General features: G+C 66.0%; 14 protein-coding genes, 1 other RNA gene and 1 pseudogene. 4 read left to right on the top strand and 12 right to left on the bottom strand.

The genetic code is table 11. The annotated features are described in order from the left end of the window. Positions 1 to 84 precede the first annotated feature (84 nt). On the top strand, positions 85 to 1,986 hold the full coding sequence (rho, locus tag ABQ137_RS14560; RefSeq protein WP_226427543.1) for a transcription termination factor Rho: 1,902 nt from the start codon (positions 85 to 87) through the stop codon (positions 1,984 to 1,986). Between the two features lie 639 nt (positions 1,987 to 2,625). Here rho and ABQ137_RS14555 read toward each other — a convergent pair. From ABQ137_RS14555 to ABQ137_RS14525, 7 genes are all read right to left on the bottom strand, one after another. Beyond that, positions 2,626 to 3,510: an energy transducer TonB gene (locus ABQ137_RS14555; protein WP_054591076.1), complete on the bottom strand. Its 885-nt coding sequence runs from the start codon at positions 3,508 to 3,510 to the stop codon at positions 2,626 to 2,628. 59 nt (positions 3,511 to 3,569) lie between these two features. Further along, a complete protein-coding gene (aceK, locus tag ABQ137_RS14550) occupies positions 3,570 to 5,309 on the bottom strand; it encodes a bifunctional isocitrate dehydrogenase kinase/phosphatase (protein ID WP_349783035.1) in 1,740 nt (579 codons plus the stop codon). A gap of 266 nt (positions 5,310 to 5,575) precedes the next feature. Next, positions 5,576 to 7,807 (bottom strand): NADP-dependent isocitrate dehydrogenase, encoded by a 2,232-nt coding sequence (locus ABQ137_RS14545; protein ID WP_349783033.1) that lies wholly within the window; start codon positions 7,805 to 7,807, stop codon positions 5,576 to 5,578. A gap of 406 nt (positions 7,808 to 8,213) precedes the next feature. Further along, complete coding sequence (locus ABQ137_RS14540; protein ID WP_349783031.1) at positions 8,214 to 8,771, bottom strand: hypothetical protein; 558 nt, start codon at positions 8,769 to 8,771, stop codon at positions 8,214 to 8,216. 62 nt (positions 8,772 to 8,833) lie between these two features. Continuing rightward, the gene (locus ABQ137_RS14535) at positions 8,834 to 9,127 is read right to left on the bottom strand and encodes a LysM peptidoglycan-binding domain-containing protein (RefSeq protein ID WP_039512564.1); all 294 of its coding nucleotides are present in this window, start codon (positions 9,125 to 9,127) and stop codon (positions 8,834 to 8,836) included. A gap of 102 nt (positions 9,128 to 9,229) precedes the next feature. Then, the gene (gene queF, locus ABQ137_RS14530) at positions 9,230 to 10,045 is read right to left on the bottom strand and encodes an NADPH-dependent 7-cyano-7-deazaguanine reductase QueF (RefSeq protein ID WP_184519274.1); all 816 of its coding nucleotides are present in this window, start codon (positions 10,043 to 10,045) and stop codon (positions 9,230 to 9,232) included. A gap of 263 nt (positions 10,046 to 10,308) precedes the next feature. After that, positions 10,309 to 11,625 (bottom strand): M20 family metallopeptidase, encoded by a 1,317-nt coding sequence (locus ABQ137_RS14525; protein WP_046344728.1) that lies wholly within the window; start codon positions 11,623 to 11,625, stop codon positions 10,309 to 10,311. A 256-nt stretch (positions 11,626 to 11,881) separates the two neighbouring features. Between ABQ137_RS14525 and ABQ137_RS14520 the strand changes: the two genes are divergently transcribed. The 3 genes from ABQ137_RS14520 to ABQ137_RS14510 all read left to right on the top strand — a co-directional run bounded on the left by ABQ137_RS14520 (position 11,882) and on the right by ABQ137_RS14510 (position 19,739). Continuing rightward, the gene (locus tag ABQ137_RS14520; protein WP_024938874.1) at positions 11,882 to 13,123 is read left to right on the top strand and encodes an efflux RND transporter periplasmic adaptor subunit; all 1,242 of its coding nucleotides are present in this window, start codon (positions 11,882 to 11,884) and stop codon (positions 13,121 to 13,123) included. Between the two features lie 93 nt (positions 13,124 to 13,216). Continuing rightward, entirely contained in the window at positions 13,217 to 16,465 is a 3,249-nt protein-coding gene (locus ABQ137_RS14515; RefSeq protein ID WP_047124855.1) for an efflux RND transporter permease subunit, read from the top strand. A gap of 133 nt (positions 16,466 to 16,598) precedes the next feature. After that, positions 16,599 to 19,739 carry an efflux RND transporter permease subunit gene (locus tag ABQ137_RS14510; RefSeq protein WP_349783027.1) on the top strand — a complete coding sequence of 1,047 codons (3,141 nt, stop codon included), beginning with the start codon at positions 16,599 to 16,601 and terminating at the stop codon, positions 19,737 to 19,739. 489 nt (positions 19,740 to 20,228) lie between these two features. On the opposite strand, the gene hglS is transcribed toward ABQ137_RS14510, so the two are convergent. The 5 genes and pseudogenes from hglS to ABQ137_RS14485 form a co-directional block, all read right to left on the bottom strand. Beyond that, positions 20,229 to 21,596 carry a 2-oxoadipate dioxygenase/decarboxylase HglS gene (gene hglS / locus ABQ137_RS14505; RefSeq protein ID WP_065032981.1) on the bottom strand — a complete coding sequence of 456 codons (1,368 nt, stop codon included), beginning with the start codon at positions 21,594 to 21,596 and terminating at the stop codon, positions 20,229 to 20,231. A gap of 356 nt (positions 21,597 to 21,952) precedes the next feature. Beyond that, a pseudogene (locus ABQ137_RS14500) lies at positions 21,953 to 22,077 on the bottom strand (beta-ketoacyl-[acyl-carrier-protein] synthase II); the annotation flags it as partial. Further along, positions 22,065 to 22,142: non-coding RNA, sX9 sRNA (locus ABQ137_RS14495), on the bottom strand. The gene ABQ137_RS14495 and the pseudogene ABQ137_RS14500, both read right to left, overlap by 13 nt. A gap of 59 nt (positions 22,143 to 22,201) precedes the next feature. Next, entirely contained in the window at positions 22,202 to 22,825 is a 624-nt protein-coding gene (locus tag ABQ137_RS14490; RefSeq protein WP_167763587.1) for a hypothetical protein, read from the bottom strand. Positions 22,826 to 22,985: 160 nt separating this feature from the next. Beyond that, positions 22,986 to 23,573: a hypothetical protein gene (locus tag ABQ137_RS14485; RefSeq protein ID WP_167763586.1), complete on the bottom strand. Its 588-nt coding sequence runs from the start codon at positions 23,571 to 23,573 to the stop codon at positions 22,986 to 22,988. Positions 23,574 to 23,652 lie beyond the last annotated feature (79 nt).

Raw genomic sequence — 23,652 nt, 5'->3', positions numbered from 1 at the left:
CCTCTAGAAACCTCTTCTAGACTCCCATCACCTAAAGTTCGCCCCCCAGCCGGGCGCTCGCACTCTTAGCGAGGAATCACGCACTTGTCCGATCATCCTTCCTCCGATACCGGGAGCAGCGTCGACGCTCCTGTCGAGAAGCGCGTGCGCAAGCCGCGCGTGAGCAAGACCGCCGCTGCCACCGACGACGGTGGCGCGCAGCAGCCCAACCTGCCCTTGCCCGCCAGCCCCGCACCCGACGCTCCACGTGCCCCGCAGGCACCGTCGCACGCTGCCGATTCGGCACCGGCGCAGACGTCCGGCGATGGCGCGTCCTATGCCGGTAACGCCCCCAGCGCCAACCAGGGCAGCCAGGGCAACGACACCCATGGCGACTCCCGCGAGGGTGGCCAGACACAGCAGCAGCGCTTCAATCAGGCGCAGCAGCAACAGAACCAGAATCAGGCGCAGCACCGGGGCCAGGGCCAGAACCAGGGTCAGCCCCAGGCGCAGGGTCAGGGTCAGGGTCAGGACCAAGCCCAGAATGGCGGCCAGCATCAGCAAGGCCAGGGCCAGGGCCAGGGGCAGAACCAGCAGGGCAACCGCCGTGACCGCTTCCGCAATCGCCGCGACCGTGGACGCGACCGCTTCGGCAACGAAGGTGGTGGTGGCATGCCGTCGTCGGATGGCAGCAACGAGCCGTTCGTCGCGCGCCCACACCCGGCCGTGCCGGAAGGCTTCCCGGTCTACTCGCTGAGCGATCTCAAGCGGATGCCGGCGCAGAAGCTGCTGGATATCGCCGACCAGCTCAACATCCAGGAAGGCGTGGCGCGCGCGCGTAAGCAGGACGTGATCTTCGCCCTGCTCAAGGTGCTGACCCGCCACGGCGAAGGCGTTGCCGCCGACGGTGTGCTGGAAATCCTGCCCGACGGCTTCGGCTTCCTGCGTGCCGCAGAAGCCAGCTACCTGGCCGGCCCGGACGACACCTATATCTCGCCCAGCCAGATTCGCCGCTTCAACCTGCGGACCGGCGATCACCTGTCCGGCCGCATCCGCTTCCCGAAGGACGGCGAACGCTATTTCGCGCTGTCGATCGTCGACACCATCAATGGCGAGCCGCTGGAAGCCAGCAAGAACAAGGTGCTGTTCGAGAACCTGACCCCGCTGTTCCCGCGCCGCCGCTTCCGTCTGGAGCGTGGCGATGGATCGACCGAGGACATCACCGGCCGCATCCTGGACCTGATGGCGCCGCAGGGTAAAGGCCAGCGCGCGCTGATCGTCTCCCCGCCCAAGGCCGGTAAGACGATGATGATGCAGCAGGTGGCCACGGCCATCACCAGCAATCATCCCGAAGTGCACATGATCGTGCTGCTGATCGACGAGCGCCCGGAAGAAGTGACCGAAATGCAGCGCACCGTGCGCGGCGAGGTCATCTCCTCCACCTTCGACGAACCGGCCGCGCGCCACGTGCAGGTCGCCGAGATGGTGATCGAGCGTGCCAAGCGCCTGGTCGAGCACAAGAAGGACGTGGTGATCCTGCTCGACTCGATCACCCGTCTGGCACGCGCCTACAACAACGTGGTGCCCAGCTCCGGCAAGGTGCTCACCGGTGGTGTGGACGCCAACGCGCTGCACCGTCCGAAGCGCTTCTTCGGTGCGGCCCGTAACGTGGAAGAAGGCGGCTCGCTGACCATCATCGCCACGGCGCTGGTGGAAACCGGCAGCAAGATGGACGAGGTGATCTACGAAGAGTTCAAGGGCACCGGCAACAGCGAAGTGCATCTGAACCGTCGCATCACCGAAAAGCGCGTGTACCCGGCGATCGACATCAACCGCTCGGGCACACGTCGCGAAGACCTGCTGATCGAGCCGGAGCTGCTGCAGAAGATCTGGATCCTGCGCAAGCTGCTGCACCCGATGGACGAAATCGCGGCGATGGAATTCCTGCTGGACAAGATGAAGACCACCAAGTCCAACGACGAGTTCTTCAGTTCGATGAAGCGCTGAGTCGGTCGGTATTCTCGACAAGAAAAAGCCCCGCATTGCGGGGCTTTTTTTGTGGGTGCGTGGTTGCTTGCAGTCACAAGCCTGGTTGGTCGAGTGCGCGGTGCCCTCGCGGCTCGCGGGACACACCGCAGGTACGTACGTGTAGGCTCGGGAGCGGCATCCTCGCCGCCCGCGGTCCCGCAAGCGGCGAGGACACCGCACCAGGAAGTTGATCGGCGGGGCCAACACCTGCTTATCGCCGCGTCTGCGTTGGGATGCCAGAAGGTTTTGCAGGGTGCTTGTTGAAAAGCCTGCCTTCTCTCGGCTTGAAATGGAACGCTGGTGGGACGCGCTGCGACTCAAACAACAAACCTCATGCTCTGCTCGCAAACATGCACACCGACCATCTCGACGGGTCCTTGCCCGCCCATCGTCGCGGGACCTTACGCGGCATGGATGCCGCGTAAGAGCCTACAAGGACGTACTTGCGGCGTGTCCCGCGAGGGTGGGCGGGCCAAGGGCCCTGCAGCCAACTGGCAGATCAGCTGCCTTGTAGCCAAGCCCTGATAAGCCTTCCGGCAGCGAACGATCAAGACCACCCGCTCTGCAAGCAACAGGCGTGAGATAGCTTCGCCAGCCGCGCTGATGTTGGCTTCGCGCTTAAGTTCCTTGCAGCGGCGTCACCAGCCGCACACCTTCTCCGCGTGCGGAGAACAAGCCACTACCTGGCAGCGCATCCGGACTGTCGGTCGATGCCGACGCATCGCGCTGCTCGTGCCAGGGCGCCGGCTGACGCGGGCCCGGCAGATAGGATTGCCACTTTTTGGCTTGCTTTGCAGCGATCAGGTTGCCTGGCCAGGATTCGATGGCGAAGGTGACCGGAACCCGCATGACCCAGTACGGCGCGTCGGCCTCGGCGCCTTGCGTTGGCGGCACAAAGGTCCAGCCTCGCGCCTTGGCGATTGCAACGTCGGCAAACGCCTTGCGCCAGCGCGGGCGCTTGGATTCCGGCGCCAGCGTGGTCAGGTTGACCTGCTCGGCGACCAGATCTTCGACCTTGCCATCGCGCCCGACCTTGAGCAGCAGATAGACCACCCCGGTCACACCTTCTCGAAACGCATGCTCTGGGTACGCGGGTGCCGGCATGTCCTTGGCAGCGACGCTGGCTGCAGCTTGCTCCTGGCTGCCGAAATGCGCGCTGCGAATCGATACGGAATAGGTGCCGTTATCGGCCGGCTTGGCGACCAGCAGCAGATTCATCAGCAATTGCGCGGGCAAGGCGCTTCCATCGTCTTTGACAGGGTCAAAGCGCCAGGAAGCGATCGATTGTTTGACGCGGTCGCGGACCACTGGCGGCAGGCTTGCTTCGTCGGTGAGCTTGACCTCCGTAACGGTACCGTCCGGCGTCAGCGTCAATTCGCCTGCGATATTCATGCTGGCCTCCATCTGTGCCTGTACCTGCGCGGCACTGGGAACTGCCTGCACGCCGCTGACACTCGCCATTGCCAACAAAATGCCCAAGCCCAAGCGTTGCTTCCACTGCATGACCGCACTCCATGGTTATTGAGTTTCGTTGTACCAGCTTGGCGCATACGCGTAAATCGTCAGGCCAGTTTTCGCGAGTCTGCGTAGGGCGGGGTGTCGGGGTAGTCGTCCTCGCGCAGGCGGGTTTGCAGGTCGCGCCACCATTGCGGGTCGAACAGTTCCGGGTGCAGGTGCTTGACCGCTTCCAGCTGCGAGGGTGGCAAGCCCATGAACAGCGCGAAGCGCTCGGGAAACACATCGCGCGGGCCGACATGGAACCAGGGCTCGGCAGCCATCTGTTCTTCATAGGTAGTGGCGGTCGGCCAGTCGCGGAAGGTGCATTCGGTGATCAGGCACAGCTCGTCGTAGTCGTAGAACACCGCGCGCTGATGGCGGGTGATGCCGAAGTTCTTCAGCAGCATGTCGCCGGGAAAGATATTGTTGCGCGCCATGTCCTTGATCGCCTGGCCGTAGTCCAGCGCGGCCGCATGCGCGGCTTCGGGCAGCTGTTCGCGCAGGTAGAGATTGAGCGGGCGCAGGCGGCGCTGCACGTAGCACAGCGCGATCAGCACGTCCTGGCCATCTTCGCTCAGGCTCGTCGCACAGCTGGTCTGCAGCTCGTCCAGCAACGCGGGCGAGAAACGCGATTTGGGAAACCGCAGGAAGCGATACGGCTGCGCGTCCAGCAAGCGACCGATGCGATCGAGCTGGAACACCAGCTCGTACTTGCCTTCGACCTGCGCACGACTCATGGTCTTGGGATAGGCAAAGCGGTCGCGAATCAGTTTGAACACCAACGGATAACTGGGCAGGGTAAATACCACCATGACCATGCCGGGCGTGCCATCGGCATGCACCAGCTGCTCGGAGCGATGCGCCTGGAAATGGCTGAAAAACGTGCGATAGCGTTCGGTCTTGCCCTGCTTGGCGCGCCCGAGCATCGTGTACAGCTCGTCGACCGGCTTGTGGGTGAGCAGGCTGCGCAAGAACACCACTGCGTCGCCGACGGTGGCCAGATCGGCCTGGAAGTAACTGCGCGAGTTGCTGAACAATTGCGCGACGTCGCTGCGCCGGGTCAGCACCGCTTCGGCACGCAGGCCGGCGTCGTCGTTGACCAGGGCGATGACGCATGGCGAGAAGCGATGTTCGCCGAACACGCGGCCGACCAGGTAGGCGCGCCGTTCGCGATAGAACACCGTCTCCAGCAATTCCACGCTGCGCACCGGGTGCTCGCCCCAGTGCGCGAGATCATCGAGCAGGCGCACCGCGATCGCCGCTGCACAGCGGGTGCGATGCGCATACGGAACGTCGAAGGAATAATCGCCGAGCACGCGCACCAGCATGTCGGTCAGCCGGCCGGGCGAGACCGCATAGGTGTGCCGCGCAACCGGCACCGTGATCGCGTCGGTCGGCTCGATATCCAGCGCGATGAATTCGATCTCCGCATCCACGCCGTGGGTGCCGAAGTAACGCCGGGTCAAGGTGTTGTAGAAAGTCTTGTACAGCTCTTGGTCGATCAGCCCGCTCAGCAGCGCGGCGTAATGCACGCGTGCACGCATCCACAGCGCGCGATCGTGCGCCTGCCCCAGCAGCACCGCACGCAAGCGCAGCATGCATTCGCTGATGTACTGGTCGTACAGCGCGATCCGCGCCACCGCATCATCGCGCGCGCCGCTCCAGTCGCGCGTTTCGAAGCGCTGTTTGGCGCGTGCGGTGATCTCGGCAAACCGGGCGTGGTAATCCTCGAAGGCGTCGTACACGGCATGGGCGATCGCCAGCGCACGGCGCTCGGACTGTGGCGGTAACGGGAGCTGGCTCATGCCGGCAGTGTACCCAGCGCATGTTGCGGCGTGCAGCGGAGACAAACGATCCATCGAACAGGCGCACAGTCAGCCAAATGCCGAGACTGCTCGCACCGAGGCGCAGGCTCTCTCGCAGGCACGGCATTGCCAGGTCGTGAGGCTGGCACGCAACGACCGTGTTCTCGTTATTGCGCGCAAACGCCGGAAACGACAAGGCCCGCCTCTCATCGAGGCGGGCCCTGCCTGTTGCACCTGCTGGACGCACCGCCAGGCGGTGCGCTGGATCAGGCCTTCAGCGTGGCCAACACGTTGTTGAAGGTCTTGCTCGGGCGCATCGCCTCGCTGACCTTGGCCAGATCGGGGTGGTAGTAGCCGCCGATCTCGACCGGCTTGCCCTGGGCGCCGTTGAGCTCGGCCACGATGCTGGCTTCGTTCTCGGTCAGGGCCTTGGCCAGCGGTGCGAACTTGGCCTGCAGGGCGGTGTCTTCGGTCTGCGCAGCCAGGGCCTGCGCCCAGTACATCGCCAGATAGAAGTGGCTGCCGCGGTTGTCCAGTTCACCGACCTTGCGCGCTGGCGACTTGTTGTTGTCCAGGAACTGACCGTTAGCGACGTCCAGCGCCTTGGCCAGCACCGTGGCCGACGGATTGTCGTAGCGGTTGCCCAGATGCTCCAGCGAGGCGGCCAGGGCTAGGAACTCGCCCAGCGAATCCCAGCGCAGGCTGTTCTGTTCGACGAACTGCTGCACGTGCTTGGGCGCCGAGCCACCGGCACCGGTCTCGAACAGGCCGCCACCGGCCATCAGCGGCACGATCGACAGCATCTTGGCGCTGGTGCCCAGCTCCAGGATCGGGAACAGGTCGGTGAGGTAATCGCGCAGCACGTTGCCGGTGACCGAGATGGTGTCCTGGCCCTTGCGGATGCGCTCCAGCGAGAAGGTGGTCGCTTCCACCGGCGGCAGGATGCGGATATCCAGGCCGTTGGTGTCGTGATCCTTCAGATAGGTTTCGACCTTGGCGATGACCTGCGCATCGTGCGCGCGCGCCTTGTCCAGCCAGAACACCGCAGGCGTCTGGCTCAGGCGCGCGCGCTCGACCGCCAGCTTGACCCAGTCCTGGATCGGCGCGTCCTTGACCTGGCACATGCGCCACAGGTCGCCGGCTTCCACCGCATGTTCGAACACGGTGGCGCCGGTGTCGTCGGTGACCTTGACGGTCCCGGCGGCGGCAATCTGGAAGGTCTTGTCGTGCGAACCGTATTCCTCGGCTTTCTGCGCCATCAGGCCGACGTTGGGCACCGAGCCCATGGTGGACGGATCGAATGCGCCATGCGCCTTGCAGTCGTCGATCACCGCCTGATAGACATCGGCGTAACAGCGATCCGGGATCACCGCCTTGGTGTCCTGCAGCTTGCCTTCGGCATTCCACATCTGACCGGAGTCGCGAATCATCGCCGGCATCGACGCATCGACGATCACGTCGCTGGGCACATGCAGGTTGGTGATGCCCTTGTCCGAATTGACCATGGCCAGGGCCGGGCGCTGCGCGTATTCGGCCTGGATATCGGCCTTGATCTGCGCCTGCTGGTCGTCCGGCAGCGTGGCGATGCGTGCGTACAGGTCGCCGATGCCGTTGTTGGGGTCGAAGCCGACCGACGCAAGCGCTTCGGCATGCTTGCTCAGCGTGTCCTTGTAGAACTCGCCGACCACCACACCGAACAGCACCGGGTCGGAGACCTTCATCATGGTGGCTTTCAGATGCACCGAGAACAGCACATCCTTGGCCTTGGCATCGGCGATCTGCGCGTCGATGAAGCTGGCCAGCGCGCGCTTGCTCAGCACCGCGGCATCGACGATTTCGCCGGCCTTGACCGCCACCTTGTCCTTCAACACGCTGCTGCTGCCGTCGTTACCGACGAACTCGATCTTCAACGCGCCGGCGGCCGCCACGGTGGCGGATTGCTCGCTGCCGAAGAAGTCACCGTCGTCCATATGGGCCACGTGCGACTTCGAATCGCTGCTCCACTTGCCCATGCGGTGCGGATGCTTGCGCGCGTAATTCTTCACCGACAGCGGCGCGCGACGGTCGGAGTTGCCTTCGCGCAAAACCGGATTGACCGCGCTGCCCTTGACCTTGTCGTAGCGCGCCTTGATGTCCTTTTCGGCATCGTCCTTGGGCGTGTCCGGATACGCCGGCAGCGCATAGCCCTGACCCTGCAGTTCGGCGATAGCGGCCTTGAGCTGCGGCACCGAGGCGCTGATGTTGGGCAGCTTGATGATGTTGGCTTCCGGCGTGGTGGCCAGCTCGCCCAGCTCACCGAGGTCGTCGGCGATCTTCTGCGCGTCGCTCAGGTGCTCGGGAAACAGCGACAGGATGCGGCCGGCCAGCGAGATGTCGCGGGTTTCGACCACGATGCCGGCAGTATTGGTGTAGGCATCGATGATCGGCAGCAGCGACTGCGTGGCCAGATACGGTGCTTCGTCGGTGAGCGTGTAGATGATCTTCGGTGTCTTCGACATAAGGTGCGATGGCTCGTGTGGTCGGAAGGAGCGCCGGCGTTGTTGGCACTGGCGTTGGCGTGCGCGACGGGGGTCGCTGTTGGCACGCCGATCGGCCCGCGCGTGGAACGCGGCGATGGATCAGCACGGCATTGTCGCGTCTGAGCCGCGCCCGGGTAAAGCGACCACAGGCGGATGCTCCATCCCGCCACTCGGCCAATGCGATGGATGCAGCTGTAACGAATGTGCCGTCTGACAGAATTGCATAGAAAAAAAGGGCACGATCGTGTGATCGCGCCCCGATGGCCTGCTTAATGAGCGTTGGGTCAGCGCGGTGGACGCGCGTGTCCGACATGCTTGGGATCAGTGCGCTACCCAGGTTGCGAGCACGCATCCCTATCTGCAGACTGCCTGCTCGCGTGGCTGCTTACTTGACCGTGATGGTCTGCGGAGTACCTGCCGGCTTGCCATCCACCATGACCTGCGCGGTGTAGCTGCCGGCCGGCCAGCCATCTGGCTTGCTGAAGCTGAGGTTGGTGGTTTCCGGGCCCGTCGTGGTCAAGGTGGCGTTCTGCTCGCCGGCCACCTGGCCATCCTGATAGGTGAGCTTGGCTGCGACCGCCACATTGCTCGCGCTGCCATCGGTTTTCACCGAGACGATGATGGTGTCTTTGCTGCCGATATTGGCCGAGGGGGTCACCGACTTGTCGGCAGTCGCCGTGGTGCCGACCACTACGCTTGACACCGTGACTGCGGAACCCATTGCGGCTGCGGTATCGGTGCTGGCGGCGCCGGTCGCGGTGCTCTGGCCAGCCTGATCGCTTGCCGGCGGTGTTGCCGTCGGGCCTGGCATCGCCTCGGTGGCAGCCCCGGAGGTCGGATCCTTGGACACGCTGTCGTCGTCGGCCTTCTTGCTGCAGCCCGACAGGGCGAGAACGCCGGCAAGGGCAATGGCGAGGGTGCTAGAAACGGATGTAGTACGCATGGATCAATCTCCGGATATCAGAATGAAAGTGTGCTTCGAAAGGTGCCAGGGGTGCGGTGCGCCTATGACTTCGGCGGCAACTGCAGGACCTGACCTGGAAAGATCTTGTCCGGATCCTTGAGCGTTTCGCGGTTGGCCTCGAAAATCCGCGGCCACAGGTTGCCGTCGCCGTAATGGCGCTTGGCGATGCTGGACAGACTGTCGCCCGCCTGCACGGTGACCGATTCGCTGACCAGCTGCGCAGTGCTCTGCACGCTGGTACGCACGTTGGAGAAATCCGCCGCCGGCGCGACGTCTGCGGTGCTGTCGACCGAGGACGTCACGTTGGAAAAATCTGCTTTCTTGTCGACACTCATTGCCGCAATCCCTTTGCATCACGATGACTGCAGGGTGCGCGGCGCGCTGTTAAGCGTGGATCGCGCCACCGTGAAGCTGGCGCGAGCCTTGAATGGGCGCGATTACTGGCGCAGGTCGCGGAAGATCGATAGCGGTGTCGGTACGCTGGGCGAGCTGCGCAAGGGATTGATGTCCAGCCCGCCACGGCGGGTATAGCGCGCTTCCACCACCAACCACTCGGGCGCGCAACGGAGCAGCACGTCATGGAAGATACGCTCCACGCATTGCTCGTGAAACTCGGCGTGGTCGCGGAAACTCACCAGATAGCGCAGCAGGCCTTCGCGGTCGATCGGGGCGCCGCGGTAGCGCAACGTGACGCTGGCCCAATCCGGTTGACCGGTGACCGGGCAATTGGACTTGAGCAGGGCCGAGGTCAGCACTTCTTCCACCACTGGTTGCGCGTGCGCCGCCAGATATGAGGCATTGGGCGGGCCGTAATCGTCGATGCTGACATCCAGTGCGTCGATCGACTCGCCCTCGCCCACTGCATCGATCGGCGGCAGACCGAATTCCACCACCACATCGGCACCGGCGCGCGTGGACAGGTCGGAGGCGACGCGCGTACGCACCGCTTCGGCGCTATTGAAGCGGGTGGCATTGAGCGAATTGAGATACAGCTTGAGCGACTTGGATTCGATCAACGACGGCGACTCGCTGGGCACGTGCAAGGTGGCGGTGGCCACGCACGGCTTGCCCTGCGCATCGAGCCAACTGAGTTCGTAAGCATGCCAGCGGTCGCGGCCGATGAAGGGCAAGGCCCCCGTCAGGCCGATGGCCTCGCGCCCGGCCGCGCGCGGAATCGGGAACAACAGCGACGGATCGTAGCCATTGGGATAGGCGACCTCACGACCGAGGGTGGAATCTTCTGGGGTATTCATCGCGCCATTTTAGGCCGAGCGGGCTGGCCGTGAGGTGTATAGCAGACGCTGGAGCGACTGGCGACAGAAGCAGCGGGCCGTCAAACGGCCCGCCGCCCCATACGATCACCAACGCTCAGCGGGAACCGCGCAACTGCACACGATTCCCGATTCCCGATTCCCGATTCCCGATTCCCGATTCCCGATTCCCGATTCCCGATTCCCGATTCCCCATTCCCCATTCCCCATTCCCGATTCCCCATTCCCCATTCCCCATTCCCGAATCAGCCAGCCTCCCCCTGATGCAGGTAATCCAGCGACACCTGCAACAGCGCGCGCAGGCCCACATCCAGCGACGATTCGTCGAGCAGGAACTGCGGCGAATGGTTGCTGGGCGCGGTGGCCGGGTCGATGCCCTTGGCGGTGGAGCCGACGAAGAAGAACATCGAAGGCACCTGCTGGGCGTAGAAGGAGAAATCTTCCGCGCCCATCTGCAGCGGCGGCTCGTAGACATTGTCGGCGCCGACCACGGCCTGCAGGCTGGGCAGCATCCTGGCGGTCAGCGCCGGGTCGTTGACCGTGGCCGGGTTGCCGGGCTGGTCCGGTACCTGCGCCTCAACCTTGGCCCCGTGGGCGGCGGCGGTGTGCTCGGCCACCGTCTTGAGGTCGGCGAAGATCTGCTGGCGCATGGCTTCGTCGAAGGTGCGGATGGTGCCGACCATTTCCACGTCGTCGGGGATGATGTTGTAGCGGATGCCGCCTTTGATCGCGCCGAAGCTCAACACCGCCGGTTGTTTGGACAGGTTGGCGCGGCGGCTGATCACGGTCTGCGCGGCACCGATCATGTCGGCGCTGGCCACGATCGGGTCGATGCCGTTCCACGGCGCCGAGCCATGCGTCTGGCGGCCGATCATCTTGATCGCAAACCGGTCCGAGGCGGCCATCAGCGGGCCGCTGCGCACCGCGATCTTGCCGGCCTGCACGCTGGAGAACACATGCAGGCCGAACACCGCCTGTGGCTTGAAGTCGGCGAACAGGCCTTCCTTGAGCATCAGCGAGGCGCCGCCCTCCTCGTTGCCGGGCGCGCCCTCTTCGGAGGGCTGGAAGATCAGCATCACTTCGCCGGGCAGCTGCTCGCGCATGCCGACCAGCGCTTCGGCCACCCCCAGCAGGATCGCGGTGTGGGCGTCGTGGCCGCAGGCATGCATCACCCCGACCTGCTCGCCGCGGTACTCGGCGGTGACCTTGGAGGCGTACGGCAGGCCAGTCTGCTCCTTGACCGGCAAGGCATCCATGTCCGCGCGCAAGGCGATCTTCGGACCCGGCTTGCCGCCCTTGATGATGGCCACCACGCCGTGATGGGCGATGCCGGTACGCGGCTTGAGGCCGAGCTTGCGCAGCTGCGCGGCCACGGTGGCGGCGGTGCGCTCCTCGCGGTTGGACAGCTCCGGGTGCTGGTGGAAGTCGCGGCGCCACTGCACCAGCTTGCTCTGCAACGGCGCGGCGGCGGCCTGGACGTCGGGCCGGGGCGCGGCCTGGGCGGCGGCCAGGGTGGGCAGGGCAAGCAGCAACGCGCTGGTCAGCAGGCGGGAGTGGCGCATCAGCAATCCTCTAAAGATGGTCGCTTAATGTAGTGCAGGTGCACGCTCGGTGGGCTGCAGTGGGGCTCGATTCAGTCCTGCGGTCAACCACATCGGCCCTGACGCGTTGCCGCTGCATTGCATCTGTGAACGCTGCAGTCGTTTCGTCCGGCGGGCCGTTACTTCAGTAACGCTCAATTGCCTGATCGCAACGATATGCTTCGCACAGCCGCCCTACGGTCGCACCAGCGCCCGGCCCGCCCTCAGGAGTTGTCGCATGTCGCGTTTTTGGAAGATCACACTGCTGGTCGTAGCGGTGCTCGTCGTGGTGTTCGTCGCAATGCGGATGTTCGGTGGGGGCAACCACGGCAAGCGGGCGGACGCGCCTGACGGCAATGGCACCGAGAACAGCGGCCCGGTACCGGTCACGGTCGTGGCCGCCACCACTCAGGATGTGCCGGTCTACGCCAGCGCGCTGGGCACGGTGACCGCGCTCAATACCGTCACGGTCAGCCCGCAGGTCGGCGGCCAGCTGATGAGCCTGAATTTCAAGGAGGGCCAGGAAGTGAAGAAGGGCGAGCTGCTGGCGCAGATCGACCCGCGCACCCTGCAGGCCAGCTACGACCAGGCACTGGCGGCCAAGCGCCAGAACCAGGCGCTGCTGGCGACCTCGCGGGTGAACTACCAGCGCTCCAACGACCCAGCCTACAAGCAGTACGTCTCGCGCACAGACCTGGATACTCAGCGTAACCAGGTGGCGCAGTACGAGGCGGCGGTATCGGCCAACGATGCACAGATGCGCTCGGCGCAGGTGCAGTTGCAGTTCACCCGCGTGACCGCGCCGATCGACGGCATCGCCGGCATCCGCGGCGTGGACGTGGGCAATATCGTCAGCGCCAGTTCCACCATCGTCACCCTGACCCAGATCCGCCCGATCTACGTGTCCTTCAACCTGCCCGAGCGCGAGTTGCAGGCGGTGCGCAGCGGCCAGGCGGCCGCCCCGCTGGACGTGGCGGCGCTGGATCGCGGCGATGCGCACGTGATCAGCGGCGACGGCAAGCTGGAGGTGATCGACAACCGCATCGCCGCCGACAGCGGCACCTTCGGTGCGCGTGCGATCTTCGCCAACACCGACAATGCCTTGTGGCCGGGCCAGTTCGTCAACGTGCGCCTGCAGCTGCGCACCATCTCCGGCGGCACCGTGGTACCGACCCAGGCCGTGCAGCGCGGCCCGGACGGCGATTACGTCTACGTGGTCGGCAACGACAACACCGCGCAGATGCGCACCGTGGTGCAGGGCGTGGAAGTGGACGACAGCCATGTGCAGGTCACCAAGGGGCTCAAGCCAGGCGAGCGCGTGGTGACCGAAGGCCAGTTCCGGCTCAAGCCGGGCAGCAAGGTCAGCGCGCTCAAGCCGGGCGAGACCCCGCCGGAGCCGACCGAGGCCGAACTCAAGGCCGCGCAGGACAAGAGCCGTGGCGGCGCTGGCGGCCGACGCAGCGGCGGCGGCCCGCGCTAACTCGCGAGCACCGGCGACGGGCCTTCCGTTGCCGGTGTGCATCGGCGCTGCGCGCGCCGGCATCGATTGACGTCTTCAGCAAGGACACCCCCCGTGGGCTTTTCGACCATCTTCATCCGCCGTCCCATCGCCACCTCGTTGTTGATGGCGGGCATCCTGCTGCTGGGCATCCTGGGCTACCGGCAATTGCCGGTCTCGGCGCTGCCGGAAATCGACGCGCCCAGCCTGGTGGTCACCACCCAGTATCCCGGCGCCAACGCGACCACCATGGCCTCGCTGGTGACCACGCCGCTGGAGCGCCAGTTCGGGCAGATCTCCGGGCTGCAGATGATGACCTCCGATTCGTCGGCAGGCCTGTCCACGATCATCCTGCAGTTCTCGATGGACCGCGACATCGACATCGCCGCGCAGGATGTGCAGGCGGCGATCCGTCAGGCCACCCTGCCCTCGTCGCTGCCGTATCAACCGGTCTACAACCGGGTCAATCCGGCCGACGCGGCGATCCTGACCCTCAAGCTCACCTCCGACTCGCTGCCGCTGCGCGAGGTCAACCGCTATGCCGATGCGATCCTGGCCCAGCGCCTGTCGCAGGTGCCGGGCGTGGGGCTGGTGTCGATCGCCGGCAATGTGCGGCCTGCGGTGCGCATCCAGGTCAACCCGGCGCAGCTGTCGAACATGGGCCTGACCATGGAATCGCTGCGCAGCGCGCTGACCCAGACCAACGTCAGCGCGCCCAAGGGCTCGCTCAACGGCAAGACCCAGTCCTACAGCATCGGCACCAACGACCAGCTCACCGACGCGGCGCAGTACCGCGAGACCATCATCAGCTACAGCAACGGCCGCCCGGTGCGGCTGGCCGATGTGGCCAACGTGGTCGACGGGGTGGAGAACGACCAGCTCGCCGCCTGGGCCGACGGCAAGCCGGCGGTGCTGCTGGAAATCCGCCGCCAGCCCGGCGCCAACATCGTGCAGACGGTGGAGCAGATCCGCAGCATCCTGCCGCAGCTGCAGGCGGTGCTGCCGGCCGACGTGCACCTGGAGGTGTTCTCCGACCGCACCGAAACCATCCGCGCCTCGGTGCACGAGGTGAAGTTCACCCTGGTGCTGACCATCGCGCTGGTGGTGGCGGTGATCTTCGTGTTCCTGCGCCGGTTGTGGGCCACCATCATTCCCTCGGTGGCGGTGCCGCTGTCGCTGGCCGGCACCTTTGGGGTGATGGCATTTGCCGGCATGTCGCTGGACAACCTGTCGCTGATGGCGCTGGTGGTGGCGACCGGGTTCGTGGTCGACGATGCGATCGTGATGATCGAAAACATCGTGCGCTACATCGAACAGGGCAAGAGCGGGCCGGAAGCGGCCGAGATCGGCGCCAAGCAGATCGGCTTCACCGTGCTGTCGCTGACCGTGTCGCTGGTGGCGGTGTTCCTGCCGCTGCTGCTGATGCCGGGCGTGACCGGGCGCCTGTTCCATGAGTTTGCGTGGGTGCTGTCGATTGCGGTGGTGATCTCGATGCTGGTGTCGCTGACGCTGACGCCGATGATGTGCGCCTACCTGCTCAAGCCCGACGCCCTGCCCGAAGGCGAGGACGCGCACGAACGCGCCGCCGCCGCCGGCAAGACCAACCTGTGGACGCGCACCGTGGGCGCTTACGAGCGCAGCCTGGACTGGGTGCTGGCGCACCAGCCGCTGACCCTGGCGGTGGCGATCGGCGCGGTGGCGCTGACCGTGGTGCTGTACATGGCGATCCCCAAGGGCCTGCTGCCCGAGCAGGACACCGGCCTGATCACCGGCGTGGTGCAGGCCGACCAGAACGTGGCGTTCCCGCAGATGGAGCAGCGCACCCAGGCGGTGGCCGCGGCGCTGCAAAAGGACCCCGCCGTGACCGGCGTGGCCGCCTTCATCGGCGCCGGCACCATGAACCCGACCATCAACCAGGGCCAGTTGTCGATCGTGCTGAAGACGCGCGGCGACCGCGAGGGCCTGGACGAGGTGCTGCCGCGCCTGCAAAAGGCGGTGGCCGGTATTCCCGGCGTGGCGCTGTTCCTCAAGCCGGTGCAGGACGTCACCCTGGACACCCGCGTGGCAGCCACCGAATACCAGTATTCGATGTCGGATGTGGACAGCAGCGAGCTGGCCACCTGGGCCGGGCGCATGACCGAGGCGATGCGCAAGCTGCCCGAGCTGGCCGACGTGGACAACAACCTGGCCAACCAGGGCCGGGCGCTGGAGCTGAGCATCGATCGCGACAAGGCCAGCATGCTCGGCGTGCCGATGCAGACCATCGACGACACGCTGTACGACGCCTTTGGCCAACGCCAGATCTCCACCATCTTCACCGAGCTCAATCAGTACCGGGTGGTGCTGGAAGTGGCGCCGGAATTCCGCAGCAGCACCGCCTTGATGAACCAGCTGGCGGTGGCCAGCAACGGCAGCGGCGCGCTGACCGGCACCAATGCCACCAGCTTCGGCCAGCTGACCTCGTCCAACTCCTCCACCGCCACCGGCGTGGGCGCGCAGAACACCGGCATCGTGGTCGGCGCCGGCAGCATCATTCCGCTGGCCGCACTGGCCGAGGCCAAGGTCACCAACACGCCGTTGGTGGTCAGCCACCAGCAACAGCTGCCGGCGGTCACGATCTCGTTCAATCTGGCCCCGGGCCATTCGCTGTCGCAGGCGGTGGAGGCGATCGAGCAGGCGCGCCAGGATTTGAAGATCCCCACCCAGGTGCATGCGGCGTTCGTCGGCAAGGCGGCCGAATTCACCGGCAGCCAGACCGATATCGTATGGCTGCTGCTGGCCTCGATCGTGGTGATCTACATCGTGCTGGGCGTGCTCTACGAGAGCTACATCCACCCGCTGACGATCATCTCCACGCTGCCGCCGGCCGGCGTCGGCGCGCTGCTGGCGCTGATGATGTGCGGGTTGAGCCTGTCGGTGGACGGCATCGTCGGCATCGTGCTGCTGATCGGCATCGTCAAGAAGAACGCGATCATGATGATCGACTTCGCCATCGACGCCCGCCGCGAAGGCGCCAACGCGCACGAGGCGATCCGGCGCGCCTGCCTGCTGCGTTTCCGCCCGATCATGATGACCACCGCCGCCGCGATGCTGGGCGCGCTGCCGCTGGCGCTGGGCACCGGCATCGGCTCGGAACTGCGGCGTCCGCTCGGCATCGCCATCGTCGGCGGCCTGCTGCTGTCGCAGCTGGTGACGCTCTACACCACGCCGGTGATCTACCTGTACATGGAACGTGCCGGCGAGCGGCTGCGTGACTGGCGCGCGCGGCGTGCCGCCCGCCGCGACGGCGTGCCCCCGGCCTCCACCTCGGAGCGCCCGGCATGATGACCGATGGCGTCATCGCTGATCGGTCTGCCTGCCCACGGCACCGCCTTGCCGCACGCGCGTATGGCAACCGCGCTGGCTGTTGCCTTTCCCGATTCCCGAATCCCGATTCCCGATTCCCGGCAGTCACCCCATGAACATCTCCGCGCCCTTCATCAAGCGCCCGATCGGCACCGCGCTGCTGGCGATCGGTTTGTTCGTGATCGGATTGATGTGCTACCTGCGGCTGGGCGTGGCGGCGTTGCCGAACATCCAGATTCCGGTGATCTTCGTGCACGCCACGCAGTCCGGCGCCGATGCCAGCACCATGGCCTCCACCGTCACCGCACCGCTGGAACGCCACCTGGGCCAGCTGCCCGGCATCGACCGCATGCGCTCCTCCAGTTCGGAGAGCAGCAGCCTGGTGGTGCTGGTGTTCCAGAGCAATCGCAACATCGATTCGGCCGCGCAGGATGTGCAGACGGCGATCAACTCCTCGCAATCGGACCTGCCGTCCGGGCTCGGCACGCCGATCTATTCGAAAGCCAATCCGAACGACGACCCAGTCATCGCCATCGCGCTGACCTCGGACACGCAATCGGCCGATGAGCTCTACAACGTTGCCGACTCGCTGCTGGCGCAACGGCTGCGCCAGATCACCGGCATCAGTTCGGTCGATATCGCCGGCGCCTCCACGCCGGCGGTCCGCGTGGACGTGGATCTGCGCGCGCTCAACGCACTGGGCCTGACCCCGGACGATCTGCGCAACGCCGTGCGCGCGGCCAACGTCACCTCGCCGACCGGATTCCTGTCCGACGGCAACACCACCATGGCGATCGTGGCCAACGATTCGGTATCCAAGGCCGCCGATTTCGCCCAGCTGGCGATCTCCACCCAGTCCAACGGGCGCATCGTGCGGCTGGGCGACGTGGCCACCGTCTACGACGGCCAGCAGGATGCCTATCAAGCGGCCTGGTTCGACGGCAAACCGGCGGTGGTGATGTACGCCTTCACCCGCGCCGGCGCCAACATCGTCGAAACCGTGGACCAGGTGAAGGCGCAGATTCCCGAGCTACGCGCCTACCTGCAGCCCGGCACCAAGCTGACGCCCTACTTCGACCGCACCCCGACCATCCGCGCCTCGCTGCACGAGGTGCAGGCCACGCTGCTGATCAGCCTGGCGATGGTGGTCCTGACCATGGCGCTGTTCCTGCGCCGCCTGGCGCCGACGCTGATCGCGGCGGTCACCGTGCCGCTGTCGCTGGCCGGCTCGGCGCTGGTGATGTACATGCTGGGCTTCACCTTGAACAATCTCAGCCTGCTGGCGCTGGTGATCGCCATTGGCTTTGTGGTCGACGATGCGATCGTGGTGATCGAAAACATCATGCGTCATCTGGACGAAGGCATGCCGCGTCTGGATGCCGCACTGGCCGGTGCGCGCGAGATCGGCTTCACCATCGTGTCGATCACTGCCTCGCTGGTGGCGGTGTTCATTCCGATGCTGTTTGCCAGCGGCATGATCGGCGCGTTCTTCCGCGAGTTCACCGTGACCCTGGTGGCGGCGATCGTGGTGTCGATGCTGGTGTCGCTGACCTTGACGCCGGCGCTGTGCAGCCGCTTTCTGTCCGCACACACCGAACCGGAAAAACCCAGCCGTTTCGGCGCCTGGCTGGATCGCATGCACGAGCGCATGCTCGCGGTGTACACGGTGGCGCTGGATTTCTCGCTGCGGCACGCCTTGCTGCTGTCGCTGACGCCGCTGCTGTTGATCGCCGCCACCGTCTTTCTCGGCGGCGCAGTCAAGAAGGGCTCGTTCCCGGCGCAGGACACCGGCCTGATCTGGGGCCGTGCCAATTCCAGCGCCACGGTGTCGTTTGCCGACATGGTCAGCCGCCAGCGCCGCATCACCGACATGCTGATGGCCGACCCGGCGGTGAAGACCGTCGGCGCGCGGCTGGGCTCCGGCCGGCAGGGTTCCAGCGCCTCGTTCAATATCGAATTGAAGAAGCGCGACGAAGGCCGCCGCGACACCACCGCGCAGGTGGTCGCACGCCTGAGCGCCAAGGCCGACCGTTACCCGGATCTGGATCTGCGCCTGCGCGCGATCCAGGACCTACCCAGCGACGGCGGTGGCGGCACCAGCCAGGGTGCGCAGTACCGCGTTTCGCTGCAGGGCAACGACCTGGCGCAGCTGCAGGAATGGCTGCCCAAACTGCAGGCGGCGTTGAAGAAGAATCCGCGCCTGCGCGATGTCGGCACCGACGTGGATACATCGGGTCTGCGCCAGAACATCGTGATCGACCGCGCCAAGGCCGCGCGCCTGGGCATTTCGGTCGGTGCGATCGATGGCGCGCTGTATGGCGCCTTCGGCCAGCGCTCCATTTCCACCATCTATTCGGATCTCAACCAGTACAGCGTGGTGGTCAATGCACTGCCCTCGCAAACGGCAACGCCCAAGGCGCTGGACCAGGTCTTCGTGCCCAACCGCGCCGGCCTGATGGTGCCGATCACCTCCGTCGCCACCCAGGTGCCCGGGCTGGCGCCGCCGCAGATCGTCCACGAAAACCAGTACACCACGATGGATCTGAGCTACAACCTCGCACCGGGCGTGAGCACCGGCGAGGCGGACCTGATCATCAAGTCCACCGTGGAAGGCTTGCGCATGCCCGACGGCATCCGCCTCAGCGGCGACGACAGCTTCAACGTGCAACTCAGCCCCAACTCGATGGGCGTGTTGCTGCTGGCCGCGGTGCTCACCGTCTACATCGTGCTGGGCATGCTCTACGAGAGCCTGATCCATCCGGTGACCATCCTGTCGACGCTGCCGGCCGCCGGCGTCGGCGCGCTGCTGGCGTTGTTCCTCACCAACACCGAGTTGTCGGTGATTTCGATGATCGCGCTGGTGCTGCTGATCGGCATCGTCAAGAAGAACGCGATCATGATGATCGACTTCGCGCTGGTGGCGCAGCGCGTGCACGGCATGGATGCGCTCGCGGCCGCACGCGAGGCCTCGATCGTGCGCTTCCGCCCGATCATGATGACCACGATGGTGGCGATCCTGGCCGCGGTGCCGCTGGCGGTGGGCCTGGGCGAAGGCTCCGAACTGCGCCGCCCGCTGGGCATCGCGATGATCGGCGGGCTGATCTTCTCGCAGAGCCTGACCCTGCTCAGCACGCCGGCGCTGTACGTGATCTTCTCCTGCCTGAGCGAACGCTGGAAGGCGCGTCGCGCACGTGCGCGTGCACGCCGGGCAGAGCGCGCGGCGGCACGCCGCCCGGCGGCGTCGGCGCACTGAGGCGAAGCAGCACACGCGCCGGTCTGCACGGACCGGTGTGTGCCGGCTGGCATGGCGGTTGGCCGGCATCTCTCACCATCGCTTGCCGCTTGTTGGCATGACGTCGGGGCATCGCTGCTGGCAGCGTATTCAAATGCGGCACAGTGATGCGAGCTGCCAATGCACGCTCGACTTACTTGCTTTTGGCCAGAGCCCACGTGTTTGACCGCATCCAGACGACACTGCGACCGGAAGTTCGGCTGCCTTGACGTGTCGGACGGCAGGGATGGATCAGTTGTTGCGCGGCAGGTCTGCGGCCTGGTTGCAGGGCCCTTGCCCGCCTACCATCGCAGGACACGCCGCAAGTACGTCCGTGTAGGCGCTTACGCGGCATCCATGCCGCGTAAGGTCCCGCGACGGTAGGCGGGCAAGGACCTGTCGAGATGGTCGGTGTGCAAGATGCAAACCGTGCGTTACATGCGTTGTTCGGGCGACGGCGCGCCCTGACCGCTACACCAGCAACGCCTGCAGCGACGCACGCTCCAGCTGCGCGTACAACGCGCACTCATCCTGCACCTGCGCACCCAGCGCCTGTTCGAAACTGCGCTTGCTCGAATGGGCGGCATAGGCGCGTTGTTCGGCGCCACCGAGATTGGACTGGAAGATGCCGGCCGCACTCACCGGCAGGAAATCTTCATAGATGATCGGATCGGCACTGAGCAGACCGAGCGCAATCGCGGTTTCTGCCGGCATTGCCGCCACCTGCGCGGGGTCGGCACGTCCGGCCTCGGTCAGCGCATAGCGGAAATAGCCCAGGCCTTCCTGACGCAGCACGGCTTCGTCGTCGGGAAACGCCACGAACGCGGTCTGCAGCCGCGTGGCGTAATCGGTACCGGTGCTGCCCGCGCCATCGCTGTCGCGTGCCTGTGCCAGCAGCGCGTCGTACAGCGCGCGGCCCTTGGGCGTCAGCGCGAGCCCGCGTTGTTCGATCTCGCCGAAGCGCGCGGTGTGCGTGCCGTGCTCGGCCTGCCCGCTGTCGCCGACAAAGCGCACCGGCTCCTCCAGTGCCTTGAAACTGGTCTGGCGCAGCAGGATCGGCACCCGCCGACGCGGCGGCCCTTCGATCACCGCCTTGGCGTCGATGCCGGCGCGCTGCATCTGCGCCTGCGCCGCATCGATATCCAGCGTGCGTGGCGTCAGGTGGTTGATATGCGGCCCGTGGAAGCTCACCACGTCGGCGATCAGCTTGTGCGCTTCGCTCAGCGCGCGGTAGGTCGGCAGCGACACGGTGGCATCGCCATGCCAGCGGAAGGTTTCCAGCGCTTCGTCCACGAACTGCTGCGCCTGCGCCGCCTCCAGCCCGCCGTGGCGCTCGTGCTGCTCGATCAGCTCCAGCGCGGCGGCGGTGAAGATCTGCCGCTGCTCCAGGATCTGCGCCGCCTGCGTCCGCAGCGCGGCGTCTTCGATCAGCTCCAGCCGCAGCAACGAGGTGAACACGCGGAACGGATTGACCGATAGCGCCGCCTCGTCGATCGGGCGGAACGCGGTGGAATGCACCGGCACACCGGCCACCGACAAATCGTAATAGCCCACCGGATGCATGCCCATCACCGCAAACAGCCGCCGCAACGTGGCCAGTTCCTGCGCCGTGCCGACGCGGATGGCACCATGCCGTTCCAGATCCAGCCGCGCGCGTTCGTCGTTGCGTTGCAGGCGCGCGGCCAGGGCGGGATCGGCACTCAGGGTGTCGGCGTTGACCTGCGCCACCAGCGTCATCAGGTCGCCGTACAACGGCACCTCGGCGCGATACATGTCCGACATCGCCTGCGCGAACAGGCTGCGGATGTGATCGGGGGAGACAAACACGGTATCGCGCATGGGCTGGTCTTGGCAGGGCCGGCCAACGCCGGCGTTGCAGCATTCTCGCCGACCGCGCCCTGCGGCGGCCAGCTGCACGGCAGCATGCCGGCGCCTGTGTTGCCGCGCAGACAGGCACGCAGCCGATCGGTCACCTCTAGGCTTGCCGCTGCGCAGGTTCCCACCAGGCGTGAAACGCATCGAGTGGCGGCTGGCGATCCTTGGCGAGCGGTCGTCCGCTGGATGCGGATGGTGGGCAAGCTCGGAACCGCAGCGCACGGCGTGGTCCATGTCGGTTTTAATGCCGCCTGCGCCCGTGTGGCCGGAAGCGCAGTCATCTTGTGGGTCGCTCCGAGGATGGCTAACAAGCGAGAGGGGCCGCCAGCCTCGTCCAGGCTCAGGCCGACCCGGCACGCATCGAACGGCTGGCACGGCTCCGGTGCCACTACTGCAGCGAGTTGACGCCGAATAGCACGCTGCCGCACCGGTAGCCGACACCACCTTGAGCCGGCAGCCGCCGGATGTACGTGGACGGCGCGCAGGAAACGCAGCGTACGAGTGGTACACGCCGGTTCCGAGCACGGCCGCACCCGCCTGGCGGCTACGCCGTCGGTTTGCCAGCCGCTTTAAAGCCCGGCCTGCGCCGCTGCCTCGGCCGCCTCGCTGGCCTGGCGCGCGGCTTCCAGCCGTTGCGCGTGATCGCCGAGCTGGCGGCGCAGCAGCGCGTCCAGGGTGATCGGACGTTCCCAGCGGTCGTAACTGGCGACGATGGCGTGCCGCAGCGCGCGCATATGCACGGTCTCCGGCGTGACCGACAGCCGCGTGATCACGCCCTCCCAGCCGTCATGATGGTCGCGGCTGTAGGCGCGTACTGTGTCGCGGCAGGACAACTGCAGCGTCTGCGCCCAGAAACATGCGAAATAGATGTCGCCGGCGTGCCAGCCATGCACCTGCAACAGCGCCTGCACATAACCGCGCGGGGTGCCGGTGTAGCGCGCAACTTCGCCGATGAAACTGTCCGGGTAGCGCTGCGCGTAGCTGCCCATGTCGGCCAGATGCTGGTCCACCCAGGCATCGCCGGTGCCCGGCGTCACTGCCGGCGCAGCAGCCGGTGCCGCAGCGGTAGGCGCGGATGCGGGTGCAGGCGACGTCTGCGCAACTGCCAGCATCGGCAGCAGCAGCGCACTCAGCAGCGGCAGGGATCGCAACGGCGAGGTAAGCAGTGAAGGCATGCGCCGATGATGCCGCATGCCCGCGTCGCTGTCAGGCCGAGCGCTTGCGCCACCGACACAGGCGGCGCGCCGTCAGCGCGCCAGCCGTATGGGATGCCCCGAGTCGGAACGGATGCGTAGCGCCGGCTCGCCACGAGCATTCGCATGTCTGGCGCGCGCACAGCGGCGCCGGCCGCGCTCAGCGCAGATCGTAAAAGCCGCCGTAGTGCACTTCGCGGCAGCCGCTGAGATCGCAGGCACCCACATAGCCCGGGCCGATGTAACGCTGCCGCGCATCGCGATTGTGCGGGCTGCTGTAAGGGTCCGGGCCGTACAGACCATTGCCGTAATAGATCTGGCCATAGGGGCGGTTGCGCGACGCGCCTAGCCGTAGCCCGGCGCCATACCCGAGGTATCCACGGGCGTCGCCGCCGTATAGGCCGTAGCGCTCGCCCGAATATCCGTCGGCAGCAAATACGCTGCTGCGCTCACGCCGGTCCGGCCGGGTCTGCAAGGTCGCAATGCTCTGGCCCTGGGCATCCACATAGCCCTGCTCGCGATCGAAGCGCACCATGCGGAAATACACCAGCTCTCCCGCGTCCCGACGCGTACGCAGGCGGACATAGTTGCCGCCATCGTCGTAGTAAGGCTGACCGTCGCGAAAGATCACTTCGCTTGGGTTGATGACTTCTTCTTCGAGCTCGGCAGCCGCTAGCGACGGCACGCCGCCTGACAGAGCCAGCAATACGGTCAGGCTGACACGGCAGGTAAACGACAACATGCGCATCGGTGATCCCTCCTAGTCGGCCAGGCATGCACGCCTGACCGGAAACGTCCTGTTGCTGGGCGCCGCCGGTTGCGCCGGC

It is taken from the genome of Xanthomonas sp. WHRI 8393 (genome assembly GCF_040203315.1).
In the GTDB taxonomy this organism is placed as follows: domain Bacteria; phylum Pseudomonadota; class Gammaproteobacteria; order Xanthomonadales; family Xanthomonadaceae; genus Xanthomonas; species Xanthomonas arboricola.
This window is presented reverse-complemented; position numbering and strand designations above follow the sequence as displayed.

What these genes read in the sequence shown, in the direction of transcription:
- ABQ137_RS14510 (WP_349783027.1), top strand. Translation starts at nt 16,599, where the DNA reads ATGAACATCTCCGCGCCCTTCATCAAGCGCCCGATCGGCACCGCGCTG.
- ABQ137_RS14555 (WP_054591076.1), bottom strand. Translation starts at nt 3,510, where the DNA reads ATGCAGTGGAAGCAACGCTTGGGCTTGGGCATTTTGTTGGCAATGGCG.
- ABQ137_RS14540 (WP_349783031.1), bottom strand. Translation starts at nt 8,771, where the DNA reads ATGCGTACTACATCCGTTTCTAGCACCCTCGCCATTGCCCTTGCCGGC.
- ABQ137_RS14485 (WP_167763586.1), bottom strand. Translation starts at nt 23,573, where the DNA reads ATGCGCATGTTGTCGTTTACCTGCCGTGTCAGCCTGACCGTATTGCTG.
- ABQ137_RS14535 (WP_039512564.1), bottom strand. Translation starts at nt 9,127, where the DNA reads ATGAGTGTCGACAAGAAAGCAGATTTTTCCAACGTGACGTCCTCGGTC.
- hglS (WP_065032981.1), bottom strand. Translation starts at nt 21,596, where the DNA reads ATGCGCGATACCGTGTTTGTCTCCCCCGATCACATCCGCAGCCTGTTC.
- ABQ137_RS14545 (WP_349783033.1), bottom strand. Translation starts at nt 7,807, where the DNA reads ATGTCGAAGACACCGAAGATCATCTACACGCTCACCGACGAAGCACCG.
- queF (WP_184519274.1), bottom strand. Translation starts at nt 10,045, where the DNA reads ATGAATACCCCAGAAGATTCCACCCTCGGTCGTGAGGTCGCCTATCCC.
- ABQ137_RS14525 (WP_046344728.1), bottom strand. Translation starts at nt 11,625, where the DNA reads ATGCGCCACTCCCGCCTGCTGACCAGCGCGTTGCTGCTTGCCCTGCCC.
- ABQ137_RS14520 (WP_024938874.1), top strand. Translation starts at nt 11,882, where the DNA reads ATGTCGCGTTTTTGGAAGATCACACTGCTGGTCGTAGCGGTGCTCGTC.
- aceK (WP_349783035.1), bottom strand. Translation starts at nt 5,309, where the DNA reads ATGAGCCAGCTCCCGTTACCGCCACAGTCCGAGCGCCGTGCGCTGGCG.
- ABQ137_RS14490 (WP_167763587.1), bottom strand. Translation starts at nt 22,825, where the DNA reads ATGCGGCATCATCGGCGCATGCCTTCACTGCTTACCTCGCCGTTGCGA.